The sequence below is a fragment of the Rhodococcus rhodochrous genome, from assembly GCF_014854695.1.
Taxonomy (GTDB): domain Bacteria; phylum Actinomycetota; class Actinomycetes; order Mycobacteriales; family Mycobacteriaceae; genus Rhodococcus.
Window position 1 is genome coordinate 4,801,656 of the sequence record NZ_CP027557.1, and the last position, 21,542, is coordinate 4,823,197.

At 67.4% G+C, this 21,542-nt stretch carries 21 protein-coding genes; 12 read left to right on the forward strand and 9 right to left on the reverse strand.

Annotated elements, in window-relative coordinates; all coding sequences use genetic code 11:
* Positions 1-39: 39 nt before the first annotated feature.
* From C6Y44_RS21835 to C6Y44_RS21860, 6 genes are all read right to left on the reverse strand, one after another.
* On the reverse strand, positions 40-942 hold the full coding sequence (locus C6Y44_RS21835) for an ABC transporter permease (RefSeq protein WP_159417443.1): 903 nt from the start codon (positions 940-942) through the stop codon (positions 40-42).
* Positions 939-1,892: an ABC transporter permease gene (locus C6Y44_RS21840; RefSeq protein WP_159417442.1), complete on the reverse strand. Its 954-nt coding sequence runs from the start codon at positions 1,890-1,892 to the stop codon at positions 939-941. The genes C6Y44_RS21835 and C6Y44_RS21840 overlap by 4 nt, the downstream gene beginning before the upstream one ends.
* Positions 1,893-2,184: 292 nt before the next feature.
* Positions 2,185-3,348, reverse strand: a complete 1,164-nt coding sequence (locus tag C6Y44_RS21845; RefSeq protein ID WP_159417441.1) for a thiolase family protein — start codon at positions 3,346-3,348, stop codon at positions 2,185-2,187.
* Complete coding sequence (locus C6Y44_RS21850) at positions 3,345-4,538, reverse strand: OB-fold domain-containing protein (protein WP_088898323.1); 1,194 nt, start codon at positions 4,536-4,538, stop codon at positions 3,345-3,347. The genes C6Y44_RS21845 and C6Y44_RS21850 overlap by 4 nt, the downstream gene beginning before the upstream one ends.
* A 31-nt stretch (positions 4,539-4,569) precedes the next feature.
* Positions 4,570-5,775: a CaiB/BaiF CoA transferase family protein gene (locus C6Y44_RS21855; RefSeq protein WP_088898324.1), complete on the reverse strand. Its 1,206-nt coding sequence runs from the start codon at positions 5,773-5,775 to the stop codon at positions 4,570-4,572.
* Positions 5,772-7,268 carry an aldehyde dehydrogenase family protein gene (locus C6Y44_RS21860; protein WP_159417440.1) on the reverse strand — a complete coding sequence of 499 codons (1,497 nt, stop codon included), beginning with the start codon at positions 7,266-7,268 and terminating at the stop codon, positions 5,772-5,774. Before C6Y44_RS21860 ends, C6Y44_RS21855 begins: the two co-directional genes overlap by 4 nt.
* Before the next feature lie 210 nt (positions 7,269-7,478).
* Here C6Y44_RS21860 and C6Y44_RS21865 point away from each other — a divergent pair, with 210 nt between their 5' ends.
* The 12 genes from C6Y44_RS21865 to C6Y44_RS21920 all read left to right on the forward strand — a co-directional run bounded on the left by C6Y44_RS21865 (position 7,479) and on the right by C6Y44_RS21920 (position 18,713).
* Positions 7,479-8,288 carry a TauD/TfdA dioxygenase family protein gene (locus C6Y44_RS21865; protein WP_174246983.1) on the forward strand — a complete coding sequence of 270 codons (810 nt, stop codon included), beginning with the start codon at positions 7,479-7,481 and terminating at the stop codon, positions 8,286-8,288.
* On the forward strand, positions 8,285-8,989 hold the full coding sequence (locus C6Y44_RS21870) for an SDR family NAD(P)-dependent oxidoreductase (protein WP_088898326.1): 705 nt from the start codon (positions 8,285-8,287) through the stop codon (positions 8,987-8,989). The genes C6Y44_RS21865 and C6Y44_RS21870 overlap by 4 nt, the downstream gene beginning before the upstream one ends.
* Positions 8,990-9,030: 41 nt before the next feature.
* Positions 9,031-9,891 (forward strand): mycofactocin-coupled SDR family oxidoreductase, encoded by an 861-nt coding sequence (locus tag C6Y44_RS21875; protein ID WP_088898327.1) that lies wholly within the window; start codon positions 9,031-9,033, stop codon positions 9,889-9,891.
* A gap of 82 nt (positions 9,892-9,973) precedes the next feature.
* Positions 9,974-10,165 carry a ferredoxin gene (locus C6Y44_RS21880; RefSeq protein WP_088898328.1) on the forward strand — a complete coding sequence of 64 codons (192 nt, stop codon included), beginning with the start codon at positions 9,974-9,976 and terminating at the stop codon, positions 10,163-10,165.
* 47 nt (positions 10,166-10,212) lie between these two features.
* On the forward strand, positions 10,213-11,559 hold the full coding sequence (locus C6Y44_RS21885; RefSeq protein ID WP_159417439.1) for a cytochrome P450: 1,347 nt from the start codon (positions 10,213-10,215) through the stop codon (positions 11,557-11,559).
* A gap of 28 nt (positions 11,560-11,587) precedes the next feature.
* On the forward strand, positions 11,588-13,273 hold the full coding sequence (locus C6Y44_RS21890) for a thiolase C-terminal domain-containing protein (protein ID WP_120280485.1): 1,686 nt from the start codon (positions 11,588-11,590) through the stop codon (positions 13,271-13,273).
* Positions 13,270-14,199 (forward strand): alpha/beta hydrolase, encoded by a 930-nt coding sequence (locus C6Y44_RS21895; protein ID WP_159417437.1) that lies wholly within the window; start codon positions 13,270-13,272, stop codon positions 14,197-14,199. Before C6Y44_RS21890 ends, C6Y44_RS21895 begins: the two co-directional genes overlap by 4 nt.
* Before the next feature lie 28 nt (positions 14,200-14,227).
* Positions 14,228-15,046 (forward strand): NAD(P)-dependent oxidoreductase, encoded by an 819-nt coding sequence (locus tag C6Y44_RS21900; RefSeq protein ID WP_159417436.1) that lies wholly within the window; start codon positions 14,228-14,230, stop codon positions 15,044-15,046.
* Complete coding sequence (locus tag C6Y44_RS21905) at positions 15,043-15,840, forward strand: NAD(P)-dependent oxidoreductase (RefSeq protein WP_159417435.1); 798 nt, start codon at positions 15,043-15,045, stop codon at positions 15,838-15,840. The genes C6Y44_RS21900 and C6Y44_RS21905 overlap by 4 nt, the downstream gene beginning before the upstream one ends.
* A gap of 182 nt (positions 15,841-16,022) precedes the next feature.
* Positions 16,023-16,784, forward strand: coding sequence for an SDR family NAD(P)-dependent oxidoreductase (locus C6Y44_RS21910; RefSeq protein WP_120280489.1), 762 nt, complete (start codon positions 16,023-16,025; stop codon positions 16,782-16,784).
* A gap of 68 nt (positions 16,785-16,852) precedes the next feature.
* A complete protein-coding gene (locus C6Y44_RS21915; protein ID WP_159417434.1) occupies positions 16,853-17,284 on the forward strand; it encodes a MarR family winged helix-turn-helix transcriptional regulator in 432 nt (143 codons plus the stop codon).
* On the forward strand, positions 17,268-18,713 hold the full coding sequence (locus C6Y44_RS21920) for an MFS transporter (RefSeq protein ID WP_159417433.1): 1,446 nt from the start codon (positions 17,268-17,270) through the stop codon (positions 18,711-18,713). Before C6Y44_RS21915 ends, C6Y44_RS21920 begins: the two co-directional genes overlap by 17 nt.
* A gap of 8 nt (positions 18,714-18,721) precedes the next feature.
* Here C6Y44_RS21920 and C6Y44_RS21925 read toward each other — a convergent pair whose 3' ends face one another.
* From C6Y44_RS21925 to C6Y44_RS21935, 3 genes are read right to left on the reverse strand one after another with little or no spacing between them, the layout of a single operon-like run.
* The gene (locus C6Y44_RS21925; protein WP_159417432.1) at positions 18,722-19,645 is read right to left on the reverse strand and encodes an NAD(P)-dependent oxidoreductase; all 924 of its coding nucleotides are present in this window, start codon (positions 19,643-19,645) and stop codon (positions 18,722-18,724) included.
* Entirely contained in the window at positions 19,642-20,097 is a 456-nt protein-coding gene (locus tag C6Y44_RS21930; RefSeq protein ID WP_159417431.1) for a carboxymuconolactone decarboxylase family protein, read from the reverse strand. The genes C6Y44_RS21925 and C6Y44_RS21930 overlap by 4 nt, the downstream gene beginning before the upstream one ends.
* A gap of 10 nt (positions 20,098-20,107) precedes the next feature.
* On the reverse strand, positions 20,108-21,541 hold the full coding sequence (locus C6Y44_RS21935) for an aldehyde dehydrogenase family protein (protein WP_174246982.1): 1,434 nt from the start codon (positions 21,539-21,541) through the stop codon (positions 20,108-20,110).
* Between the last annotated feature and the right edge of the window lies 1 nt (position 21,542).

Genomic DNA, 21,542 nt, shown 5'->3' on the forward strand with positions numbered 1-21,542 from the left:
TTCATCGGGAAGTTCTGAGTACGAGCGCTTTCGGGGCGTTCAGTCGTGCAGGGTGCGGTCGTACTTGGTGCGGAGGTGGTCGCCCACCTGATTGAGGGCGAACACCGTGAAGAAGATGACGAGTGCCGGTACGAACACCAGGTGCGGCGACGTGGCGATGGCGTCCTTGCCGTCGTTGATCATTCCGCCCCAGCTGGGCTGCGGCGGCGGGATGCCCAGGCCGAGGAAGCTCAACGATCCCTCCGCGACGATGAGCGCCGCGATCACGATGGGCATGTACGACGCGAGGGGCGCGAGAACGTTGGGCATGATCTCCCGGAACAGGATCCGCCCGCTGCCGGCACCCATGTTCTTCGCCGCCCTCACGAATTCACGCGACGACCACGCGAGGGTGTTCGCACGCGCGAGGCGGATGAACGACGGGATCGCCAGCAGGCCGAGACCGAAGAGGATGGTCCGCACGCTCGGGGTGAGGATCGAGGCGAGGGCCAGGAGCAGGATCAGCGGCGGGAAGGCGAGCATCGCGTCGGCCAGCAGCGAGATCACGGCGTCGACGCGCTTGCCGAAGTAGCCGGCGAGCATGCCGAAGAACGATCCGATCAGGAAGCCGACGAGACCGGCGACGGCGCCGATGACGAGGGAGACCTGCGCACCGTAGACGACGCGGGACAGGATCGACCTGCCGAGGGTGTCGGTTCCCAGGAAAGTGTCGAGGGAGTCGAGATTCGGTGGGGTCCGTGGAGGTCCGATCGGAATGTTGTACGGCGCCATCGGAAGGACGCTTGCGAAGATCGCGGCACCGATGATGAGAACCAGCCACACGATCGACAGGTAGACCAGCACCGAACGGGTCTTCTTGGCGGCGGGTACCTTCGGTAGATCCTGGGCGGCCGACTCGACCCGCTGTGCGTCGTCCTTCTTCTCGAGCGCGACCTGCGTCATGCTCCGACCACCTTCCTGACCCGCGGGTCGACGACTTGGTAGCTGAGGTCGACGAGGGTGTTGATGCCCACGTAGACGACGGCGATGAAGGCCACGACCCCCTGCACCATGATCACGTCGCGCGAGGTGATGGAGGAGGCGACGAGCTGGCCCAGACCCGGTAGGCCGAACAGGGTCTCGACGATCACCGTGCCGCCGATGAGGCGGCCGAGGTTGATGCCGGCGACGGTGATGAGGGAGAACGACGAGGGCCTCAGTGCGTGCCGGAACATCACGTACCAGGAGGGCATCCCCTTGGCCCGGGCCGCGGCGATGAAATCCTCGCGCAGCGTGCCCATGAGGTCGGTACGGAGCAGGCGGTGGAAGGCCGCGATCTCGGTGAGCGCGATGGCGAGTGCCGGAAGCATCGCGCTGCGCAGATTGTCGCCGAGACCTTCTCCGATCCGGGACCAGCCCATCACCGGGAAGATCTGGAGCTTGATCGCGAGGAAGTAGATCAGGACGGGGCCGGCGATGAAGGCGGGCACCGAGAGGAAGACGGCCGACAGGGCGTTCATGCCGCGGTCGACGGCGCTACCCGGGCGGGACGCGGAGATCACCCCCATGACCAGTGCGACCACCAGTGCGATGAGCAGACCCATCGCGGCGAGCTGCAGCGTGACCGGCAGTCGTTCTGCGATCGCCTCGCTCACGGATTGACCTGTCAGCGGCGAGGTTCCGAGATCGCCGCGGACTGCGTCGGACAACCACCCGAAGTACTGGCTCCAGAAGGGCGCATCGAGGCCGAGCTTCGCGTTCAGTTCGGCGACCGCCTGGGGAGTTGCGTTCTCCCCCAGGATGACCTGGGCGACGGAGCCGGGCGCGAGACCGAGCAGGCCGACGACCGCGATGGTCACCAGCAGGACCACCAGCAGGCTGCGGCCCACCTTCTTCGAAACTGTGAGAAACATCCGACTCAACTTTCGTCGTACTACCGAGGCCGTGGATCACGGCGACGCAGAACACGAGCAGAGTGCACTACCTGTGATGCCCCACACATTAGAGCCTGTCTGCGGCCGCGGCAATATGGATTACAGAAAAGACGAATGGAGTTTCTAATTATTCAGAACGGCAATCTTGCAGTGCTGCAAGATATTCGAGATATGAGACGGAAAGATGTGCCGGGCCGGCTCGTATGCACGGCGAGGACCCGTGCACCGAACAGGTGCACGGGTCCTCGCCGAACAGCGATGCCGGGTGGAGTTACGGATCAGTCCCCGGGCCCTCCAGGATCGTCACGGCAGCAACGGCCGTCGGCCCTCCGACATTGTGCGCGAGACCTGTTCGCGCTCCGTCGACCTGATTGACCGCCTGTCCGCGGAGCTGCTCGAACAACTCCACGCACTGCGCGACACCGGTCGCGCCCGGTGGATGCCCCTTCGTGTTCAGACCGCCGCTGGGATTGACCGGCAGCGACCCACCGACCTCGGTGACTCCCGCCTCGAGCAGCTTGAAACCCTCGAAGCGTTCGGCGAATCCGAGATCCTCGTAGCTGATGATCTCGATTCCGGTGAAGTAGTCGTGGATCTCGGCGACGTCGATGTCCCCCGGCGACAGGCCCGCGATGCCGAACGCCTGTTTCGCCGCGCGCCGGGTCGCCGCGAAAGAGGTGAGATCGCGCTTGTGCTGGTGCATCACGGCGTCGAAACCCAGACCGGTGCCGCGGATCCACACGGGCCTGTCGGTGTAACGGTCGACGACGTCGTCCGCCACCAGGATCAGGGCGGCCGCACCGTCGCTCTGCGGTGCGCAGTCGTAGACCCCGAAGGGGGTCACCACGGTATCGGCTGCGAGAACCTCCTCCACCGACAGCTCGAATCGGCGACACGCCTTGGGATTGTTCAACGCGTTGCGGTGGTTCTTCACCGCGACCATCGCCATGTGTTCACGGGTGGCCGGCGACTCGTACAGATAGCGGCGCATGTGCAGCGCGAAACCCGCCTGTGCGAGACCGAGGGGGAAATCCCACGCCATGTCGCGCGTCATGGATTCCCATTCCCAGAGCATGCCCTTCGAGGCCGTCTCCCGGAGTTTGTCGGCACCCATCACGAGTGCGACGTCGCACGCCCCCGATGCGATGCCGTAGACCGCGTTGCGGATCGCGTCGTGTCCGGTCGCGCAGGAGTTCTCGACTCGCGTCACCGGAACGTCGTGCAGCCCGAGGGTGTCGGCGAGGATCCCGGACGGGAAACCGTCCGTCGTCCCCATCGATCCGAACCACGCCGCGTCGATGTCCGACTTCCTCACGCCCTTGTCGACGCTCGCCGCGCAGTCGGCGAAGGCCATCGGAAGCAGGTCCCGGATGCCCAGAGCGAAATGTTCGGCGAAGGGTGTCATTCCTGCGCCGACGATCGCGACCTTTCTCATGCCGCTTCCTCCTCGTCCACGGGATCCGAATCGGGTTCGAAGGCGTATCCGTAGTCGGGGACACCCGAGCGCACCGCGATGCGGCGGAGCACCAACCGTCCCCGGTCACCGATGTCGACACTGCCGGCAACGGTGCCGGTGACCCGCACCAGCGCACGCACTCCGACACCGTCGAGGTCGACGACGACGAGTGAGTACGGCGTACGCAGACCCGGCACCGGCACGTGCACGGTGACCTCGGTGTAGACCGTCCCGGTGCGCGGCAGTTCGACGAAGGTGTACTCGGTGTCGAGCGAGCCGTCCTCGTCGATCCGGTAGCGCGGCGGGAAGTCGACCTGGTCGCTGTCGAGGAAACGGCCACCCTCCCATCGCACCTTGGCTTCGAAGGCCCGTTCGTAGGCCGCCAGCGAGATCGGGATCTCGCCGGGCAGGGTCTGTGCCGAATCGAGCACGGGCCGTGCCGGTCTCTCCCGGCGACGGACCTCGGCCGTTCCCTCCGCGACGGTCAGTCCCGACAGGCTGGCCTGTTCGACTCCGACGAGAGGTCCGGTGAGACCGGACTCCGCCATCGCGGCCAGGGCGAAGAGCGCCGAACTCGCGCCCGTCGTCGGCAGATCCGTGGTCTGGGTGGCCGCGAGCGAGGCGGCGTGCTGCGCCGGGACTCCCGCCACGACGGCCGGGGTGTCCACCCAGGCCGTCGCGAGCGAGGCGAGATATCCCCGCTTCCTGAGCAGTCTCGGGTCCCCGTAGTCGTGGATGTCGCCGGAGGCGTTCCGCGTACGTACGGGCAGGCTGCGCGACACGCGTGCGGCGGTACGCACCTGCAGCCCGTGATCGGAGGTGAGGGCTGCCGCCGCACCGGCCGAGTTCAGGTCGACCCCGATGACCAGTGTCCGTGGTCGCGCCGAGCCGAGGGCGTCCAGCGTCGCCGGCGCGCCCCCGAGTCGCTCGATCACCTCGAGTTCGGGATCGAGTCCGAGTCCTGCGAGCAGGACCGCGGCGTTGCTGCTCTCGGTCAGCGGCAGATCCCGGCCGACGAGGACGACGTACTCGACGGATCCGCCCGCTTCGAGCGCGGCGCGGCCCGCCTCGACGGCGAGGGTGACGGCGTCCTCGTCGTCACCGGCGATCCTGGCGTCGGGAGTACCCCAGCACGGCAGGTACGTTCCGATCGATGCGATGTAAGGCATTGGCCCTCCCTGAACCGGGTGCAGCCCCCGACTAGGTGACTGCGCCCGCTGTCTTGAGCTCGATGATGCGCTCCCAGTCCAGACCGAGCTCCTGCAGGATCTCCTCGGTCTGGGCGGCGAACTCGGGTGCCGGTCCGGTCTGCGGCGGCGTCACGTCGAACTGCACCGGATTGGCGACGAGCTCGAGTTCCCCTGCCTTGACCAGATATTCGTTGTCGCGGACCTGCGGGTCGCTCACGACCTGCAGCGAGTCCTGGACCGGTGCCCACGGCCCGGCGAGCGTGCCGAACCGCTGGACCCATTCCGCGAGCGGGCGGCTGCCGATGACCTCGCGCAGGATCTCGACGGCCTCGACGGTGTTCGCAGCGATCGACTGTGCGTCCGCGAAACGCGGATCGTCGATGAGGTCGGTGCGGTCGATGTGCGTGCACACATCGGCCCAGAACCTCGCCGGCTGCAGCATCACGAACGAGATGTAGCGTCCGTCCGCGGTGCCGTAGACACCCGAGAGCGGGTTCGTCGGGGCGCCGTGGCCACCGGCCTTCGGCGCTTCCATGTGCTGCCCGAGATGCGCGGACAGTGCGATGGTGTGGCCCATCGCCCACACCCCGCTGCTGAGCAGCGAGACGTCGACCACCGAGGGTTCGCCCGTGCGTTCACGCTTGAACAACGCCGCCGCGATACCGCCGGCGAGGTTCGTGCCCGAGATCGTGTCGCCGAAGGCGGGTCCGGGAGGTGCGATCATCCCCTCGATGCCGGGCGGGGTGAGCGTCGCGGCGACACCGGCGCGCGCCCAGAAGGCCGTCATGTCGTATCCGCCCTTGCCGGACTCGACGCCGCGCGGGCCGAGCGCACTCCCCCGCGCGTAGACGATCTTCGGGTTGACCGCACGGATGTCGTCGACGTCGATCTGCAGCTTGGTCCGCACCTTGGGCAGGAAACTGGTGAGGAAGACGTCGGCGGTGCGCACGAGCTCGAGCAGCACCTCACGGCCCTCGGGAATCGAGATGTCCAGGCCGAGGCTGCGCTTGCCGCGATTGGCGTGCTCGACATTCGGATTCGGATCACCTTCGACACGAAGGGTTCCCGTCTGCCGCAGACCCCGCTGCGGGTCGCCCGTCACCGCGTGCTCGATCTTGACGACGTCGGCGCCCCACTCCGCGAGCACCGCACCCGCAGAGGGAACGAAACCGTACATCGCGACCTCGACGACGCGGACGCCGTCGAGTGGCTTCACGACGTCACCACCTTCGAGAACGCCTTGAGCTGCTGGAACTCCTCGAGTCCGGCCCTGCCCATCTCACGGCCGATGCCGGACTGCTTGTAACCGCCGAACGGGACGTCGGGGCTGAAGTAGTTGCCGCCGTTGACGGAGAAGGTGCCGGTGCGGATCCGGCGTCCGATCGCGATGCCGCGCTCCTCGTCGGCGGTGAGCACACCACCGGACAGGCCGTACTTGGAGTTGTTGGCGATCCGCACGGCATCGTCGTCGCCGTCGAACGGGATGACGGCGAGGACCGGTCCGAAGACCTCCTCCTGTGCGATCTCGCTGTCGGGGTCGACGTTCGCGAGCAGGGTGGGCTTGTAAAACCAGCCCGGATCGACCTTCTCGCCACCGGTGACGAGGGTCGCGCCGTCCGCCACGGCGCGCTCGACCATGCCGTGGATCTTCTCGCGTTGCTTCTCGCTGATGACCGGGCCCATGTAGATCTTCGGGTTCGACGGATCGCCGTAGGGCACGTTCTGCATCATCCCGGCGACCTGCGCGACGATCTCGTCGTGCTTGTCGCGGGGGACGAGCAGACGCGTCGTCAGCGCGCATCCCTGTCCGGCGTGCGAGCAGATGCTGAAGGCGGCGAACTGTGCGGCGGTCGCGAAGTCGGCGTCCTCGAGCACGATGAGGGCCGACTTGCCTCCGAGCTCGAGGAAGACCTTCTTGAGCGAGTCGGCGGCGGCGGCCATGATCTTCTTGCCCACGGGGGTCGAACCGGTGAAGGTGACGACGTCGACGTCCGGATGGGTGGTCATGAGCTCGCCCGGTGCGACCTGCGACGACGAGATGATGTTGACGACGCCGGCCGGGATGTCGGTGTGCTCGGCGATGACCTCGGCGAGAGCCTGGGTGACGAGCGGAGTGTCGGGTGCGCCCTTGAGCACGATCGTGCAGCCTGCGGCGAGCGCCGCGGGGAGCTTCGCCATCGCCAGCTGGGTCGGGTAGTTGTAGGCGACGATCGCGGCGACGACGCCGGCAGCCTCCTTCTCCACCCAGCGACGGTGCGGCTGTCCTCGGAAATCGACCTCGCCGAGGTCTTCGGTGAACTCGGTGGTGCGCAGCAGGTCGGCGTAGTACTTCACGATCTCGATCGGCGCGTCGAGCTGGTTGCCGTAGGTGAGAATCCGCGGGGCGCCTACCTCGGCGATCGTCAGTTCGCGCAGTTCCTCGATGTTGTCGCGCAGGGCCTGGTAGAGCTGATCGAGGCACTTGATCCGGAACTCGACGTCGGTCGACCAGGTGGTCGTGTCGAATGCGCGTCGCGCTGCGCGGATGGCGGCTTCGGCTTCCTCGACGCCTGCGTCGGGAGCATGTCCCACCAGTTCGCCGGTCGCCGGGTTGTAGGACGCGAACGTGCGCTCGGCGGTGACGAGCTTCCCGTCGATCAGCAGCCGCTTCGTCACTTCGGTGGTCGCGGTGTCGGCCACCGCGGTGGCTCCGTTCTCCTGCACTGACATCCCATCTCCTCGTATCGTCCGGAAATCACATTCTCAGATCAGAGAATTAATCTGTTCGACTTTCGAGAACTCTAGCAAGGGGCAGCGCGGCAGGATAGCCCCGAAAGTGACCTCCGCCACGTAACGACGGCATGCATGGGCGAATTCTCCGGGTCTTGCGGCGCTCAATCGCGCGAGAGTATGGTTCTCGCAACCGGAAGGGAGATTCTTGTGATCAGCACTACAGCCCTCAGCCCGTCACTCGGTGTGGAAGTCACTGGCCTGGACAGCCTCGACGACGAGCGTGTGGTCGCCCAGCTGCTCGAAGCACTCAAATGGCGTGGCGTACTTCTTGTTCGCGGTATTCACCTCGACGACGAGGCCCAGCTCGCCTTCAGCCGCAAGCTCGGCAAGGTCGTCATGCCCGCCCCCGGGCAGGAGATCTTCACCGTCTCGCTCGACCCCGCCAAGACGCCGTCGGCCGAATACCTCAAAGGCACGTTCCACTGGCACATCGACGACACCACCAACGAGGTGCCGGCGAAGGCCACCACGCTCACCGCCCGCCACGTCGCAATGGTCGGTGGCGGAACGGAATTCGCCAGCACCTACGCCGCCTACGAGAATCTTCCCGACCACGAGAAGAAGCGGTACGAAGGCCTGCGTGTCGTCCACAGCTTCGAAGCCGCCCAGCGGCTCGTCTACCCCGATCCGACCGAAGAGCAGGTGGCGCGCTGGCGCGCCCTCGCGCCGCGTGAATCGTCGCTGGTGTGGGAACGCCGCGACGGTCGTCGGTCCCTCGTCATCGGTGCCACCGCAGACCACATCGTCGGCATGCGCCCCGAGGAGAGCCGCGAACTCCTCGACGAACTGCTCGCCTGGACCACCCAGGAACGCTTCTCCTACTCCCACGAATGGGCCGTGGGCGATCTCGTCGTCTGGGACAACACCGGCATGCTGCACCGGGCACTGCCCTACGACCCGTCGTCCGAGCGCCTCATGCGCCGCACCACGATCGTCGGTGACGAACCGTGGCAGTGAAGACAGCGGTCGTCACGGGCGGAAGCTCCGGAATCGGCAAGGCAATCGCCGAACGCCTGCGCAAGGACGGCCACCAGGTCGCGGTGCTCGATCTCAACCCCTCCGGTGAGGAGCTCGAGTACAAGGTCGACGTCTCCGACCGCGCACAGGTCGACGACGCCTTCACCCGGATCCGCGAGCAGCTCGGCCCCGTCACGATTCTCGTCAACGGCGCGGGTCTCGAGCTCTACAAGCGCTTCCACAACATCGACTACGCGACCTGGCAGAAGGTTGTCGACGTCAACCTCGGCGGCGTCTTCCACTGCGTGCAGGCCGCCCTGCCCGACATGCTCGAGGCCGGCTGGGGACGCATCGTCAACATCTCGTCGTCGAGCGCGCAGTCGGGTCAGCAGTTCATGACCGCCTACGTCTCGTCCAAGGCCGGCGTCAACGGACTCACCAAATCACTTGCGCTGGAATACGGTCCGTCCGGCATCACCGTCAACGCCGTACCGCCGGGCTTCGTCGAGACCCCCATGCTGCACCGCTCCGCCGAGAAGGGTCTGCTCGGCGGCACCATCGACGAACACATCCAGCGCACCCCGGTCCGCCGCGTCGGGCAGCCCGAGGACATCGCCGCCGCGTGTTCCTTCCTGATCTCCGAAGAAGCCGGATACATCACCGGTCAGATCCTCGGGGTCAACGGTGGGCGCAACACCTGAGACATCCCCATCTGCCGAACCCGAACCGAAAGGACAATCCAGTGGGACGTGTAGAAGGCAAGGTCGCTTTCATCACCGGTGCAGCCCGCGGTCAGGGCCGCAGCCACGCGGTCAAGCTCGCCTCCGAAGGTGCCGACATCATCGCGGTCGACATCTGCAAGAACATCGACTCCATGGGCTACGCGATGGCGACGCCCGAGGACCTCGAGGAAACGGTGCGCCTGGTCGAGAAGGAAGGCCGACGCATCGTCGCCATCGAGGCCGACGTGCGCGACGCCGCGCAGATGAACGCCGCCGTGGAACAGGGCATCGCCGAGCTCGGCAAGCTCGACATCGTCGTCGCCCAGGCCGGCGTCGCCGGCATGAAGGGCGAACCACAGACCCAGGCGTGGACCGACGTGGTCAACACCAATCTCGTCGGCACCATGAACGCCGTACAGGCCGCGCTTCCGCACCTGTCCGAAGGCGCATCGATCATCGCGACCGGCTCCACCGCCGCACTCATGGACGTCTCGAAGGTCGACCAGCCCGGCAAGGACCTCGGCGGCGTCGCCTACGTGTTCTCCAAGCGCGCACTGGCACAGTACATCCACACCCTCGCTACACATCTGGCTCCGCGTGGTATCCGCGCCAACACACTGCACCCCACCAACTGCAATACCGACATGTTGCAGAGCGAACCGATGTACCGGTCCTTCCGTCCCGACCTCGACAAGCCCACCCGGCAGGATGCAGAGCCCGCTTTCGGTGTGCAGCAGGCGATGTCGATTCCGTATATCGAACCCGAGGATTCGAGCAACATGGTGCTCTTCCTCGCCTCCGACGAGTCGCGCTACGTCACCGGCATGCAGATGCGCGTCGACGGCGGCGGCTATCTCAAGTGGTACGACTTCCATATCTGACCGTCCCGTCGCGGACGGGCCCGGCGTATGCGAGGACGTTTACAGCCCGAACAAACTCACACCCTCTACCGGGAGGAACATCGTGAAGGTGAAAGTCGACCCCGAGCGCTGCCAGGGCCACACCCTGTGCGCCATGGCAGCACCGGACGTCTTCGAACTCAGTGACATCGACGGGCACGCCACCGCCGTCGTCGAAGACGTTCCCGCCCATCTGGAGGAGGCCGTGCGCGAAGCCGCCCGGTCCTGCCCTGAGCAGGCCATTCAGATCTCCTGACCACCAACGTTTCGACAGCCCCGATCGAAGCGTCAGAGAGGACAGTCATGAGCGTCGACGACGTCGTTGCCGACACATCCCACCGCACTCCGGTCTACCAGTTCGACCGGCACGCACCCGACTACCGCGACAACTTCCTTCCGATCACGGAAGAGATGCAGTCGAAATGCCCGATGGCCTGGTCGGACACCCACGGCGGCCACTGGGTCGCCGCGGGCAGCGACGAGGTGTTCAACCTCGTCCGATCCCCGAACGTCTCCAACGACCACGACATCAAAGGTGTCCGAAAAGGCTACAAGGGCATCATGATTCCGACAGCCGAACGCGCTTCCGGCGTGCGCGGCGGAATCCTGGAGATGGACGACCCCGAGCACCGGGAGTTCCGCGCCCTGCTCAACCCCTACCTCTCGCCCGCAGCGATCAAGAAGTGGATCCCCGTCATCGACGAGGTCGTGCGTGCGAGCCTCGACGAGAAGATCGAGAGCGGACGGATCGACTTCGTCGACGATCTCGCGAACATCGTGCCGGCCGTCATCACCCTCGCCATGCTCGGTGTCCCCATCAAGAAGTGGGAGGTGTACTGCGAGCCGGTCCACGCCGCGATCTACACCCCGCCGGACTCCCCGGACATCGCCCGCGTCGGCGAACTGCACCGCAACATGGGCATCGACCTGATCACGAACCTGTTCGAGATCCGCGAGAAGCCCCGCCCCGGCCTGATCAACGCGATCGCCGACGTCGAGGTGCTCGGTGAGAAGCCCGACGACATGGAGCTTCTCGGCATCCTCAGCCTGCTGATCGGTGGCGGCTTCGACACCACCACGGCGCTGACCTCGCACGCACTCGAGTGGCTGAGCCAGAACCCCGACGAGCGCGAACGTCTCAGCCGGGAACGCGACAGCCTGCTCGACAGCGCCACCGAGGAGTTCCTGCGGTACTTCACCCCGTCGCCGGGCGACGGTCGCACGTTCTCCGCCGACTGCGAGTTCAAGGGGACGCAGTTCAAGGAAGGCGAGCGCCTGTGGCTGTCGTGGGCGATGGCCAACCGCGACCCGGCACTGTTCGACGATCCGAACTCGATCGATATGGAGCGAAAGGGTAACCGCCACTTCAGCTTCGGCCTGGGAGTTCACCGGTGCATCGGCTCGAACCTGGCACGTACCGTGTTCAAGCGCATGCTCCTCGCCGTGCTCGACCGGATGCCCGACTACAAGTGCGATCCGGAGACGACGGTGCACTACGACTCCATCGGCGTCATCCAGGGCATGCGGCATCTCCCGGCGACGTTCACACCGGGCAAGCGCCTCGGCGCCGGCCTCGATGAGACGCTGGAGAAGCTGCAGGTCCAGATCGACGAGCAGGAGCTCGCCGCTCCGATCACGGCACAGAAGTAAGGAAACGGCTCAATTGGCTGACTCGACGGTGGTCGACCGTGAAAACCGGGATGGGGCGACGAAGAGATCCGGACGTCCCCTGCCCCAGCTGACGCCTCAGAACAAGTTCTTCTGGAAATCCGGTGAAGACGGCCGGTTGCGGATCCGCGAATGCGAGTCGTGCTCGGCTCTCATCCACCCTCCGCAACCGATCTGCCGTTACTGCCGGGGTCGGCAGATGGGAGTGCGCGTCGTCTCCGGCTTCGCGACCCTCATCGGGTTCACGGTCAACCACCGTTTCGGTCTGCCAGGACTGAAACCGCCGTTCGTCATCGCGCAGGTCGCACTCGAGGACGATCCTCGGGTGCACCTGACGACGAACGCGATCGAATGCGAGCCCGACGAGCTCGTACTGGGCATGCGCATGGAGGTCGTCTTCCACCAGGACGGCGACGTGTGGCTTCCGCTCTTCCGTCCGACGGCGGAGCAGGGAGAGCCTGCCCCGCTGCCGGTGGACGAGATCGAACCCGAACAGATCCGCTTCCATATCCGCCCGCCCGCGACGCAGGACAAGTTCGAGGACAAGGTCGCGATCACCGGTATCGGCGCGTCCGACCTGGGTCGCAGGTTGATGGTCGACCCCATCGAGCTGACCGTGCAGGCATGCGAACGTGCCGTCGCCGATGCAGGGTTGACGCTCGACGACATCGACGGACTGTCCACCTACCCCGGGGCCGGCCCCGTCGTCGGTTTCGGCGAGGGCGGTATCGGTGCCGTCGAAGCCGCACTCGGCCTACGACCGACCTGGTTCAACGGTGGCCTCGAAACACCCGGCCCCAGTGGGTCGGTGATCGCTGCGATGCTCGCGGTTTCCGCCGGGCTCGCCCGCCACGTGCTCTGCTACCGCACGCTGTGGGAATCCACCTACGGCGAATACGTCAAGGCCGGCGACATCAGTCCGCCCGGCGGACGCACGCCCAGCTGGATGGTGCCTTTCGGCGGCACCTCCGCCGCCCACACTCTCGCGCAGAACGCGCAACGCTACTTCCATCGCTACGGCGCGAGTCGCGAAACCCTCGGCTGGATCGCACTGAATCAGCGGGCCAACGCCGCGATCAATCCCACCGCCATCTACCGCGACCCGATGACGATGGACGACTATCTTTCGGCACGTCTCGTCACCACTCCCTTCGGTCTCTACGACTGCGACGTGCCGTGCGACGGTGCGGTCGCCGTCATCGTTTCGGCCGTCGACACCGTCGCCGACCTCGCCAAGCCCGCCATTCGCGTCGAGGCAGTGGGAACGCAGATCGTCGAACGCATCGAATGGGATCAGAGCACCCTCACCCACGAACCGCAGGTCCTCGGCCCGGCCGCGCACCTGTGGACCCGCACGTCGCTGCGACCCGACGACGTCGACGTCGCCCAGCTCTACGACGGCTTCACCTTCAACGCCCTGTCGTGGATCGAGGCGCTCGGCTTCTGCGGGATCGGCGAGGCGAAGGACTTCCTCGACGGCGGGAAGAACATCGCACGCGACGGCATCCTCCCCCTCAACACCCACGGCGGCCAGCTCTCGCACGGACGCACTCACGGCATGGGTCTCGTGCACGAAGCGGTCACGCAGCTGCGCGGCACGGCAGGAGACCGCCAGGTGCGCGACGCCCGCGTGGCCGTGGTCAGCAGTGGCGGGCTCACTCCCGGCAGCGCGATGCTGCTGCGGAGCGACGCATGAGTACCGTCCGCGCACAGTCCTCACCGATCGAGGAGGCTCACGTCGACGACGCGGGAGACGTCTCACCCGTAGCCCGCGTCGTCGATGTCGAGGGCATCCCGATGTCGGCGCTGGTCGCCGAGGCTCCCGAACCGCGCGCCGTGATCGTGGCACTGCACGGCGGTGCCGCCCGCGCGGCCTACTGGGACTGTCCCGGTCATCCCGAACTGTCGATGATGCGCGAGGCCGTCACGTACGGTTTCACCGTGATCGCCCCGGATCGTCCCGGCTACGGCGAGTCGCGGCCGCACCGCGACGAGCTCGGCGACCCCGAGCGTCGCGTCGACCTGGCCTACCGCGCCGTCGACGCGCTGCTCGGCACGGCACCCCGTGGCGCCGGCCTGTTCCTGTGGGGGCACTCGGTCGGAAGCGAGCTGACGACGCGCATGGCCGTCGAGAACCGGCACGACGAGGTACTCGGCATCGAGCTGTCCGGCACGGGTCGCGAACACCATGCTCTGGCCGCCGGCATCCTCGGTACGCGCGAACGGTACGCGAACGCTCGCGGGGTCGGCGAGCTGCTGTGGACACCCGCCGAGTTGTACCCGCCCGACATCGTCGGTGGCGCCGTGATCGCCGCACGCACACCCGACTACGAGGCCGACGTGACGGCCGGCTGGCCGACCGTCGACTTCCCCGCCCTCGCCGCGCAGGTCCGCGTGCCCGTGCACTTCACCGCCGCCGAGCACGAGAAGGTCTGGCGCAACGATCCGCATGCGCTCGAGGACGTCGCTGCGATGTTCACGGCGGCGCCGGGCGTGACCCTGCATCTCCATCCGGGCGGTGGACACAATCTCAGCATCGGTTTCGCCGGGCCGGCCTACCACCGGACGGTGTTCGCATTCGTCGACGAGTGCATCGCATACCAGGAGGTACCGGCCCTATGACGTCCCATCCCCGATCGGAGGCACTGTGATGCGTGTCGGATTCATCGGACTCGGAAGCCAGGGCGGGCCGATGGCACGCCGGATCGTCGAGTCGGGATACGAGACGACGCTCTGGGCCCGACGCCCGGAATCTCTTGCTCCCTATGCCGATACGGCGGCGAAGTACGCGGAGTCACCCGCCGAACTCGGCGCGGTCAGCGACCTCGTCTGCCTGTGCGTGGTGAACGACGACGACGTCCGCCAGGTGATCACCGGTAAGAACGGTGTCCTCGAGGGCATGAACGAGGGCGGCATCATCGCCGTCCACAGCACGATCCATCCGGACACCTGCCGCGAACTCGCCGCGGCCGCGCGCGAACGCGGCGTGTCGCTCGTCGACGCCCCGGTCAGCGGCGGCGGAATGGGAGCTGCTGCAGGAACTTTGCTCGTCATGGTCGGTGGTGAGAGCGACGTCGTGGAACGGTGCCGGCCGGTGTTCTCCACCTACGGCGATCCGGTGGTGCACCTCGGGGAGCTCGGAGCGGGCCTGGTCGCCAAGCTCCTCAACAACCTGTTGTTCACGGCAAACCTGGCGCTGGCCGAGAACACCCTGGCGCTCGGCGCGGAACTCGGCGTCGATCCCACCCGCCTCGGTGAGGTCGTCTCACACGGCTCGGCGAACAGCTTCGCGCTCGGACGCGTCGTGTCCGCCGGGGGCAGCCTCGCCCGGATCGGCGGCCACGCCGGTGAGCTGCTGAAGAAGGACGTGAGCCTCGTGGCGGGTCTCGCCGCAGCAGCCGGGGCGGTGGAGGGCATCACCTTCACCACTGCCGATGCGAGCCTCGAGCGGATGGGGCACCCGCGATGAGCCGCGTGCACTTCGTCGGCGCCGGACGTATGGGGCTGCCGATGGTCGAACGTCTGGTGGCCGACGGACACGAGGTGCACGTGCTCGCGCGGCACGACGACGCCCGGGTGGCCGCGGAGAAGACCGGCGCGACCGCGGTCGGTGGCATCACCGCTGTCGGCACCGACGCCGAGCTCGTCGTCGTCTGCGTGTTCACCGACGAGCAGGTACGCCAGGTGTGCCTCGACGACGGCGTGCTGGGGCGTATGCCGAAGGGTTCGACCCTCGTCGTCCACACCACGATCAGCCCGCGCACCGTGGAGACACTGGCTTCCGCGGCCGAGCCGTTCGGGGTCGCGGTGATCGACGCCGCCGTGAGCGGTGGCCCGCACGACATCGCCGCCGGTGCCCTGACGCTGTTCCTCGGTGGAGCGGACGAGTCCGTCGCCGCGGTGACGCCTGTGCTGAAGAGCTACGGCGATCCAGTCCTGCACGTCGGCGCACCCGGCAGCGGGCAGAAGGTGAAGCTGGTCAACAACGCCCTGTTCGCGGCCGAGATCGGGTTGCTCGCCGAAGCGGCCGAACTCGGCCGGCAGCTCGGGGTCGACGAGGCGGCGCTGTTCTCCGCTCTCCCCCACGGCAGTTCGTCGTGCAAGGTCATGGGGAACATCGCGATGCGTGGATCGGTGTCGGAATTCCGCAGTGCCGTAGGCGAATTCCTCACCAAGGACGTGGCGGTGGTGCGGGCCGCCGTGTCGGAGCTCGGAGGAGACCTCGGGGTCCTCGACACGGCCATCGACGCACACACCCGGTAGGCGGTCCGGCGAGGCGTCCCGGGTGGTGGTCCTGCTCCACTGCACGGGACGCCGTCCGCGCCGTCGCATCCCGCGGTTGCCCACCGGTGCGGACAGATGCACCTGGTGTACACCGAGTTTCCGTCCGCCGGGATACGCAAACGCTCACCCCGGGGCATCCCGTCGAAGCGAAAGGGCATTCCATGGAAGGTCTGAAGGACAAGATCGTGCTGGTCGCCGGTGCCGCAACGGGTCTCGGCGCCGATTCCGCCCGTCGCCTCGCCCGCGAGGGCGCCCGGGTGGTCGTCGGTGACCTGAACCACGCCGGTGCACAGAGCACCGCGGCGTCCATCACGGAGACCGGCGGCACGGCCGTCGCGGTCGAGTTCGACATCTCCGACGACGACTCCGTGCGGGAGCTCGTCGCGACGACGGTCGAGACGTACGGCGGGCTCGACGCCGTCCACATCAATGCCGGCGACATGGGTGCCGTCACGAAGGACACCGACGTCGTCGACATCGACCTCGAGATCTGGGACCGCACGGTCGCGGTGAATCTGCGCGGCCACATGCTCGTCACCCGCCACAGCGTCCCGAAGCTGCTCGAGCGCGGCGGCGGAGCGATCGTCTACACCTCGTCCATCGCCTCGTTCACCGGCGACCCGCAACGTCCGGCCTATTCGGCGACGAAGGCGGGCATCAACGCGCTCGCACGGCACGTCGCGTCGCGATGGGGCCGGGAGGGTATCCGGGCCAACGCGGTGACCCCGGGACTGATCCTCACCGACGAGATCCGGAACGGAGCGGCACCGGAACTGCTGGCAGGCATGCTCGCGCGCACGCGCAGCACCCGACTCGGCGAGGCCGCGGACATCTCGAGCATGGTCGCCTACCTGATGTCCGACGACGGCTCGTGGATCAACGGCCAGGTGGTCAACGTGGACGGCGGCACGGTGCTCCGGTGACGGGTCTCACCGGGTGATTCGCCCGGTTAATCAACCAGGTTGATAAATCCGGTTGTATATTCGGCCGGGTGGACACGATCGAAGGAACCCTCGCCCAGTCCCTCAGGGAATCCCTGCGGCCGCTGTGGAGACAGCTCAACGCACACAAGACGCTTTCCACGGGCAAACTCGACGTCCTCGTCCACCTCGCCGAGCACGGCCGCGCCACGTCCGCGGAACTCGCGACCGCCGCGAAGATCAGCCCGCAGGCGATCGCCACCGCCGTCCGCGAGATCGAGAGCCTCGGGCTCATCACTCGCACTCCCGACGACCGCGACCGGCGTCGGGTGTGGATCGAACTCACCGACGCCGGCCGGCAGCGGCTCGCCCACGAACGCTCGATCGGCAATGCGTGGCTCGAGCAAGCCATCGCCGAGCAGCTGACCGACGACGAACAACACCTGCTCGGCGCCGCCGTCCCACTCCTGCGGAAACTGACCGGCGGTGCCGCCGTTGAGTGAGCGCACCGCCCGATCCCTGCTGCTACCCGCCCTCGTCTACACCGCACTGACCAGTGCAATTGTCAGCTCGCTGGGTATGCTGCTCGTGCCGACCATCGCCGAGGAACTGTCGGTCTCCGTCAGCTCCGCGCAGTGGATGCTCACCATCAACCTGCTCGTCGGCGCCGTCGCCACCCCGATCATGGGGCGGCTCAGCGACGGTCCGCACAAGAAGCGACTGCTGCTCGTGTCCCTGGCGACCATCCTGGTGGGCTCCGTCCTGGCGGCGTGCGCCCCGAACTTCACCGTCTTCCTCATCGGACGAGCGCTGCAGGGACTGTCCTACGGCATCGTGCCCGTGACCATCGCCCTCGCCCGCCGATACCTGGCGGAGGACACGGTGCGTGTAGGTATCTCCAGCCTGTCGGTCACCGTCTCCACCGGACTCGGAATCGGCTACCCGCTCACCGGCATCCTGGCCAGTGCCGCCGGTTTCCGCGCGGCCTTCGCATTCGCCGCCGTCTTCCTCGTGACCGCCTCGATCGTGGTGTGGCGCATCGTCCCGAACGGACCGGACGAGCGTGGTCTGCGCACGAGGTTCGACAGCCTCGGCGCCCTCCTCCTCGGTACGGGGCTCGCGGCCCTGCTCGTCGCGGTCAGCGAAGGCTCGAACTGGGGCTGGTCCTCGGCATGGACCCTCTCCTGCTTCCTCGCCGCCGCCGTTCTGCTGGCCGGGTGGGCATTCGTCGAACTGCGCATCCCGAATCCGCTCGTGAATCTGCGGGTGGTCCGCAACAAGGACGTGCTGCTCGCCAACGGCACCGCCATCGGCCTCGGTGCCGCGATGTACATCGGGTTGTCGGTGAGCAGCCTCATCGCGCAGTCGCCGACCTCCACCGGCTACGGCATCGCCCTGCCGCTGTTCTGGGCCGGCTTCGTCATGCTCCCGCTGTCGGTAGGAAGCTTCGGCGCCAACCGTGTGGTGCGCGCACTCGCGCGTCGCATCCGGCTGACGACGCTCCTCCCCCTCGGCGCCGGGGTCATGACGGTCTCGGCCTTCCTGCTGTGGTTCGAACACGACCGGCTGTGGGAGATCCTCGTCGGAATGTTCCTGTTCGGCATCGGCATGGGCACGACCTACGCCGCGATGCCCGCACTCATCGCACGCAGCGTGGCCGACACCGAACTCGGCAGCGCCGTCAGCTTCAACCAGGTCCTCCGCACCGTCGGTGGTGCCTTCGGCAGCGCCCTGTCCGGCGCCGTCCTCGCCGCACACATGGGCGCCGACCTCCATCCGACCGACGGTGGCATCACGCTCGCATTCGCCCTCGCAGCGTGCGGCAGCACGATCGTGTTCGCCGGGCTCGCGGTCAACCACGTCCGGTCCCGTGCCCGAAAGGGTGAGGCACCCTCCTCGAGGGTGCCTCACGACGTATCGTCCTCCCACTGACGCGAGCCCTACTGCTCGTCGAGCGACACCCCGTACACCTGCTCGAGATGCCGCACGACTGCCATCTGATCCACGCCCGGCTCCAGTGCTTCGACGGCGGCGTTCCACATCTGCCCGATCGCTTCCCCGAGCACGGGGCTGATGCCCTGGTCGTGGGCGAGGTCGAGTGCGATCCCGACGTCCTTGCGCATCAGCGCCGCCGCGAACCCCGAATCGAAGGTGCGGGAGAGCACGAACTTCTCGTACTTCGTCTCGGTGGCCTGGTTGCGGCCGCTGCCGGCGTTGAAGACCGAGAGCAGGGTCGCCGGGTCGATCCCGAACTTCTTCCCCACCAGCAGGGCCTCCGCGGCGACGAGCACGTTGTTCGCCGCGAGGAGGTTGTTCAGTGCCTTGGCGGCATGACCCGATCCGACGGGTCCGACCCGGATGATCTCGCTGCCCGTCTCCTGCAGCAGCGGAGTCACCCCGGCGACCACGGTGGCGTCGCCACCGGCCATCACGGCGAGGGTGCCCTGCTCGGCGCGCGCGACACCACCGCTCACGGGGGCGTCGACGACGCGCACGCCCTTCTCCGCTGCGATCTCGGCGAGACGTTGCGTGCGGGTCGGCACGCTCGAGCCCATGTCGACGATGACCGAGCCCGGTCGCAGGTGCTGCAGCAGACCGTCCTCGGACAGCACGACGGAGTCGACGATGTCGCTCGTGGGCAACATGAGGACGACGACGTCGCAGTCGGCGAAGTCCTCGGTACCGCCTGCACCGACGGCGGTGGGGTGCTCGTCGACGAACCGCTGTTGAGCGGCGGGATCGGCGTCGCGCACGATCAGGTTCCGGCCGCCGCGGACGAAGTTCCGGGCGATGGGGCGTCCCATCGCGCCGAGACCGATATGGCCCACGGTTCTGAGGGTCACCGGCGCACTCCGGTCGCTCATGCGTCCTCCTCCGTCGTCTCGTCGGCCTGCAGCGGGCCGAGTTCCTCGACGAGGACCTGCTGCACGACGCGCATCGCGGCGATGCCCGCGGGGCATCCGACATACGCCGTCGCGTGCACCACCGTCTCGGAGATCTCCTTCCGCGACAATCCGTTCCGGATCCCGGTGCGGACGTGGGTGGCGAGTTCGTTGTGCTGTCCGAGGGCGATCAGCAGCGAGATGGTCACGAGCGACCGGTCGCGGCGCTCGAGACCGTCCCGGGTCCACACGCCGCCCCAGACGAATTCGCTGACGTACTCCTGCAGTCCCTCACCGTCGGTGCCGGCGTTGCGCGACAGCGCGGCGTCGACGTACTCGTCGCCGAGAACGTCGCGACGTACCGCGAGCCCGGAGTCGAGGACCGTCCGGTGCGCCGCCTGCACGGCATCGTCGAGCGCGACCTGTGTTGTCATCGTTGGCCTTTCACATCCGCGACGAATCGAGTTTGACGGTCACGCATTTGACCTGACCGTAATGGTGCAGCGCCTCGACGCCTTTCTCGCGCCCGTAGCCACTGTTCTTCCATCCCCCGAAGGGGGTCTGCACGGAACCGGTGGACCAGGTGTTGACGAACACCTGCCCGGTGCGCAGACGTCCGCTCACGGCGAGTGCGCGGGAGACGTCGCGGGTCCACACCCCGGCGACGAGTCCGTAGTCGGAATCGTTCGCGATCTCCACGGCGTCGTCGGCGGTGCCGAAGGGGACGACGACGAGTACCGGTCCGAAGATCTCCTCCCGCGCGATCCGCATCGAGTTGTCCACCCCGGTATAGACGGTGGGTTCGACGAAGAAGCCGCCGGTCTCCTCGGCCACGGCGGAGACCTTCCCGCCCGCCTCGAGGCGCACACCCTCCGCCTCCGCGATCCCGAAGTACTGCTGCACCTTCTCGAACTGGGCCCGGGTGATGATCGGACCGATGTCGACGCCGACACGCAGTTCCGACACGCGATCGACCACGCGGCGGACGACCTCGTCGTGCACCTCCCGCTGCACGAGCAATCGTGTCCCGGCCGAGCACACCTGGCCGGCGTTGGCGGTGAACGCCTGCACCGCGCCGGCCACGGCAGCATCGAGATCCGCATCGGCGAACACGATGTTCGCCGACTTGCCTCCGAGCTCGAGGGTGACGGGCACGATCCGGTCGGCGGCGATCCCGCCGATGACACGTCCCGTCGGCACCGATCCGGTGAAGGCCACCTTGGCCACGTCGGGGTGGTGGACGAGAGCGGCACCGGCCTCCCCACCGGTGCCCAGCACGATGCCGAGGACGCCGGGTGGGAAGCCCACCGCACTCGCGAGTTCCGCGAGGCGCACGCTCGACGCCGAAGTGTTCTCGGACGGCTTGAGCACCACGGTGTTGCCCGCCGCGAGCGCCGGCGCGCACGCCCGCGCCGACTGGTTGAGCGGCAGATTCCACGGAGTGACCACGCCGATCACCCCGTAGGGTTCCCGCACCGTGTAGACGTGCTGGTCGGGGGCGATGTCGAGGGTCTCCCCCACCGGCATGCCCACGAGACCGCCGTAGAACTCGAAGTAGATCGCCGAGTTCTCCACCTCGGCCAGCGCGACCTTCTCGGGTTTCCCGGTCTCGCTGACCTCGAGTGCGGCGAGCCTCGGTGCGTCGGCCCGGATCGCGCGTGCAAGGTCGACGAGCAGCCGGCCGCGGTCGAGTGCGGGGATCCGCAGCCACTGCGCGCCCGCTGCGGAAGCAGCGCGCACTGCCGCACCGACGTCGATGGCATTGCCCCGGGCGATACGCCGGACGGGACGTCCGGTCGCGGGGTCGGTGACGTCGAGGTAGTCGCCGCCGGACGGCGCCGTCGACGCCCCGTCGATCCAATGGTCGAGTGTCTCCACG

Excerpts from the sequence above, each read along its gene's own strand:
- C6Y44_RS21850 (WP_088898323.1), bottom strand. The coding sequence starts at position 4,538 with ATGCCTTACATCGCATCGATCGGAACGTACCTGCCGTGCTGGGGTACT.
- C6Y44_RS21900 (WP_159417436.1), top strand. The coding sequence starts at position 14,228 with ATGCGTGTCGGATTCATCGGACTCGGAAGCCAGGGCGGGCCGATGGCA.
- C6Y44_RS21905 (WP_159417435.1), top strand. The coding sequence starts at position 15,043 with ATGAGCCGCGTGCACTTCGTCGGCGCCGGACGTATGGGGCTGCCGATG.
- C6Y44_RS21930 (WP_159417431.1), bottom strand. The coding sequence starts at position 20,097 with ATGACAACACAGGTCGCGCTCGACGATGCCGTGCAGGCGGCGCACCGG.
- C6Y44_RS21845 (WP_159417441.1), bottom strand. The coding sequence starts at position 3,348 with ATGAGAAAGGTCGCGATCGTCGGCGCAGGAATGACACCCTTCGCCGAA.
- C6Y44_RS21835 (WP_159417443.1), bottom strand. The coding sequence starts at position 942 with ATGACGCAGGTCGCGCTCGAGAAGAAGGACGACGCACAGCGGGTCGAG.
- C6Y44_RS21885 (WP_159417439.1), top strand. The coding sequence starts at position 10,213 with ATGAGCGTCGACGACGTCGTTGCCGACACATCCCACCGCACTCCGGTC.
- C6Y44_RS21895 (WP_159417437.1), top strand. The coding sequence starts at position 13,270 with ATGAGTACCGTCCGCGCACAGTCCTCACCGATCGAGGAGGCTCACGTC.
- C6Y44_RS21840 (WP_159417442.1), bottom strand. The coding sequence starts at position 1,892 with ATGTTTCTCACAGTTTCGAAGAAGGTGGGCCGCAGCCTGCTGGTGGTC.
- C6Y44_RS21860 (WP_159417440.1), bottom strand. The coding sequence starts at position 7,268 with ATGTCAGTGCAGGAGAACGGAGCCACCGCGGTGGCCGACACCGCGACC.
- C6Y44_RS21910 (WP_120280489.1), top strand. The coding sequence starts at position 16,023 with ATGGAAGGTCTGAAGGACAAGATCGTGCTGGTCGCCGGTGCCGCAACG.
- C6Y44_RS21925 (WP_159417432.1), bottom strand. The coding sequence starts at position 19,645 with ATGAGCGACCGGAGTGCGCCGGTGACCCTCAGAACCGTGGGCCATATC.